Annotated in this window: 1 protein-coding gene; it reads left to right on the plus strand. The window is 76.4% G+C overall.

Translation table 11 applies throughout. From position 1 onward, the window contains the following. The coding region (locus DQW85_RS22805; protein ID WP_113702183.1) for an amino acid adenylation domain-containing protein at positions 1-1,256 on the plus strand (1,256 nt) is incomplete at both ends.

Genomic DNA, 1,256 nt, shown 5'->3' on the forward strand with positions numbered 1-1,256 from the left:
CGGACGCCCTCGCCGTCCGCGCCGACGGCGTCACCCGTACCTTCGGCGAGGTCCGCGAGCGGGTGGGGCGGCTTGCCCGGCGGCTGCGGCACGCCGCCGCCGTGGGTCCGGGCGACGTGGTCGGCATGTTGCTGCCCCGGAGCGCCGGCCTGCTCACGGCCATGCTCGCCATTCTCGAGACCGGCGCGGCGTACCTGCCGCTCGACCCCGACCACCCGTCCGGCCGGGTCGGGGGGATGCTCGCCGGCGCGGGCGCGCGTCTCGTGGTCGCCGACGCACGGACCGAGCACCTGCTCGCCGGCTCCACCGTGCCGGTGCTGATCCTCGACACCTCCGGCGACGGCGAACCGGAGGCCGGGGAACCGGAGGCCGGGGAACCGCGGCACGCGGCCGGGCCCGGCGACCCCGCGTACGTGATCTTCACCTCGGGGTCCACGGGCACGCCCAGGGGAGTCGCCGTGCCGCACGGCGCGCTCGCCAACCACGCGCGGGCGATCGCCCGCCTGTACGGACTCGGCCCCGCCGACCGCGTGCTGCAGTTCGCCGGGATCGGCTTCGACGTGGCGGCCGAGGAGATCTTCCCCACCCTGCTCGCCGGCGGACGCGTCGTCCTGCGTGGTGACCGGCCGCCGCCCGCCTCCCTCACAGCGCTGATCGAGGAGGAGCAGCTGACCGTGGTCAACCTGCCGGCGGGCTACTGGTCGCAGTGGGTGGCCACGCTCGGCGACGACATCCCGCTCCGCTCGCTGCGGCTCGTCGTGATCGGCAGCGAGGCGGTGGACCCGGCCGCGGTCGAGGCGTGGCAGAGGCTCACGGACATCCCGCTGCTTAACGCGTACGGGCTCAGCGAGACGACCGTAACCGCGACCGTCCACACCGTGGAGCGGACCGCGCCCGGCGCCGTCGTGCCGATCGGCCGGCCCATCCCCGGCGCCGAGGTCTACGTGCTGGACGCGGCGCTCGAACCGGTGCCGCCCGGGGTTCCCGGTGACCTGTACGTCGGCGGCGACTGCCTGGCCGGCGGGTATGTCGGCGCGCCCGGCGCGACGGCCGACCGATTCGTGCCCCATCCCTTCGGCGGCGTCCCCGGCGCCCGCCTGCACCGTACCGGCGACATCGCCCGCTGGCGCGCGGACGGCGTCCTGGAGGTGCTCGGCCGCCGCGACGAGCAGGTCAAGGTGCGCGGTCACCGCATCGAGCCCCGCGAAGTGGAGGCCGCGCTCCGCGCCCACCCCGAGGTCGCCCAGGCGGCCGTC

Source organism: Nonomuraea lactucae, assembly GCF_003313395.1.
GTDB lineage: Bacteria > Actinomycetota > Actinomycetes > Streptosporangiales > Streptosporangiaceae > Nonomuraea > Nonomuraea lactucae.